At 46.8% G+C, this 2,694-nt stretch carries 3 protein-coding genes; 1 reads left to right on the top strand and 2 read right to left on the bottom strand.

Annotation, left to right across the window (positions count from 1 at the left end; all coding sequences use genetic code 11):
• On the top strand, nucleotides 1-875 hold an 875-nt coding region (mobV, locus tag AC0XWG_RS26120; protein ID WP_475681179.1), incomplete at its 5' end, for a MobV family relaxase.
• A gap of 22 nt (nucleotides 876-897) precedes the next feature.
• On the opposite strand, the gene AC0XWG_RS26125 is transcribed toward mobV, so the two are convergent.
• Nucleotides 898-1,224 carry a helix-turn-helix transcriptional regulator gene (locus AC0XWG_RS26125; protein ID WP_228288709.1) on the bottom strand — a complete coding sequence of 109 codons (327 nt, stop codon included), beginning with the start codon at nucleotides 1,222-1,224 and terminating at the stop codon, nucleotides 898-900.
• Nucleotides 1,225-1,744: 520 nt separating this feature from the next.
• Entirely contained in the window at nucleotides 1,745-2,350 is a 606-nt protein-coding gene (locus tag AC0XWG_RS26130; RefSeq protein ID WP_047359292.1) for a hypothetical protein, read from the bottom strand.
• Nucleotides 2,351-2,694: the final 344 nt, after the last annotated feature.

Raw genomic sequence — 2,694 nt, forward strand, 5'->3', positions numbered from 1 at the left:
CGAATGCTGACGCTGAACGGACACCAGAAAACTACTGCTCTGTGTCTCAGTCGGCAGATGAGGCGATGGGAAAGCTGCGGGAGCTGTTGCCGGAAAAACGCCGTAAAGATGCGGTACTGGCTGTTGAGTACGTTATGACGGCAAGCCCTGAGTGGTGGAAAGAAGCGACACCGCGGCAGCAGGCGGAGTTTTTCGCCCATTCTGAGCAGTGGCTGGAGAAGAAATACGGGAAGGATCGTGTTGTGGCTGCGGTAGTTCACCGGGACGAGGCCACCCCGCATTTGTCAGCGTTCGTGGTGCCATTGACGCAGGATGGACGGCTGTCCGCGAAAGAGTTTATTGGCGGGCGGTCAAAGATGCGTGACGATCAGAGCACCTACGCTGAATCAGTAAAAAAATTGGGTCTTGAGCGCGGCATCGAGGGAAGCCGTGCCACGCATCAGACAGTTCAGCACTACTACCAATCGATAAACCGTGGCACCCGTAGCCAGGTATCAATCTCGCCAGATGCGCTGGAGCCGCGCGTATTGCGGAAAGGAATTTTCACCAAAGACGTGGAAGATCAGGCAGCCATAGCCAAACGTCTAAGTCACGCAGTGAACGATGGCCTTGCAGGAACCATCGCCATGGCCTCTCAGAGCGCGCAGAATGCAAAAAGAGTGCGCGAGCTACAGAAGACTATGGACTCGCAGCAGAAACGCCTACAGAGCGTTACAGAGCCTTTTAAGGGCCTTTCCAGAGAGCAGATAACCGAAATCCTGATGATGGCTCAGCGGTTTAAGCAGCAAAACCAGGAAAAGGAAAAACAGCAGCGTATTGAACGTGAAAAACAGCGACAGACGCGATCGCGTGGCATGGGTGGTATGAGTCGTTAGTTTTGATGCGACATTCCAGAGATCAGCTTCTACCGCCCTGTATAACGCTGAGGCCGTTTTTTAGTGCTTTTTTGTGGTTGCTGACAGTACCTTTCCAACCGAACTGGGGATTCAAGCGATAAGTTTTGCTCCGTCCTATCTTAGGACCTTCCAGTATGATCCCGAAATCAATCAGGTTTTTTACCGCACGACTGACATTTGTTTTTTGCATAGTCAGCGCTTCCGCAATATCCATCTGCGCAACTTGGATGTAGTTCTCGTAATCCAGTTCTGCGAGCAAGGCCATCAGCACACGCATCTGGTCATGGTTTAGCTCATTGGCAATGGTAATTAGCGCGGCTTGGTTCATAGTAAAGTGCCTCTGGAATGATGACTTTTGTTTAGGACGAATCACTGCTACAAAACCACCTAATTCCTCCCCTGTAGTTTGGTCTACCTGCGTGATTCTCCGCATCTAAAAATCTCCATTCAGGAAAAAATAGTTATCTCTCAAGATAACTAAGTTATCTCTAGAGATAACTATTGTCAAAAACTTTCCGCTTGTGGCGCGGCTTCCCAGCCATCCCCTTCTGTATCTTATTACTCTCCACAATCACACATCGGCAAAATCAGGTGCTTTTATGCCTGTTCTGAGTGTTAGGGTTCCTATGTAAGTGACGTGGAAATTCCGCTTCCTCGCTCATTCGCTCACTACGTTCGGTCATGAGTCTGCGGCGAGCGGTTCTTGATTTTTTAAAACGATATTCGGAGCTTTATTTCGTCAAGGGCGAGCGTAGCGAGTTCATTTACCCTTGACGATGCACTGTAAAAAACACTTCCGGAAGTGTGGTTGGTGTCACAAAGTGATGCCAACCACCTGTAGACTGGGTTTAATCTTTTTTAAGCAGTTTATAGCCATCTCTAATGCTAAATAGCGTGTGCATAAACACAACGTTTCTCCCCAGTATTCTCTGGATCTCAGACGCGGTTAGTGGTTTTTCGTACCTAACAAAGCCTGATAGCTTCTGGTAGTAGGTCTTGTCTGGCACGCCATTATGATCTTTCTTTAAAACATCACCACTGGCGATACCATGTGCAACAATTCCTTCGCCGGAGCGATAAAGAAAGACTAAATCTCCTTTTTTAACCTGCTCCATTTTTTCCTTATAACCATCTTCAAATGTTGCCGCTACGCCCTCTGAAATCATGAACTTATCATCTTCTTCATGATGAACTCTGTTAGTGTTAACCACATAACAATTTTGGTATAAGCCTTCTGAAAACTCAGCGCCAGGCTCCTCAGCCATTTCCTTTAAGCTTTCATCATCAAAGATGTATTCCTTTGCTAGGAGGTAGAATAGCTCGTTCCTTTTATAACCAGATTGCTGGGTTGCTAATGTCAGTAAATGGTCCTCTTCTTGGGTTAACCTAACGTTAATCGTCACTTCTATTTGGTCTGTTTGATTTTTTTTGTTTAGCGATTTTATGAATGACATCTTACTTTCCTCACCAGAGTTAATGTACTAATCAATGATAGTGAATCACTATATTGAAACAGAAGCATTGATCACATCTTTGATTTAAGCAATGACTTTATGTCATATATTTTTTATTAAGTTGAATTTAACGAACGATTTTGCGTAGCAAAGTCTAGTGAGTACACTATCATCCTGATAGTGGCCCGCCGGAGGCATCGCAATGCGATCCCCCGACTGGCTGGATGTACGCCAGAACGAGGGGGTAAGCATGGCGAATTACGCGATAATGCGCTGCAAAAAGCTGACGGGAATGGGCAGTGTGGCCAGCGCTTTGCAGCACTGCTACAGGGAGCGTGAGACGC

The organism is Enterobacter sp. DVT3837 (assembly GCF_056238685.1).

Bases quoted from the DNA above. Each gene is read 5' to 3' on its own strand.
- AC0XWG_RS26125 (WP_228288709.1), bottom strand. From the start codon at position 1,224: ATGAACCAAGCCGCGCTAATTACCATTGCCAATGAGCTAAACCATGAC.
- AC0XWG_RS26130 (WP_047359292.1), bottom strand. From the start codon at position 2,350: ATGTCATTCATAAAATCGCTAAACAAAAAAAATCAAACAGACCAAATA.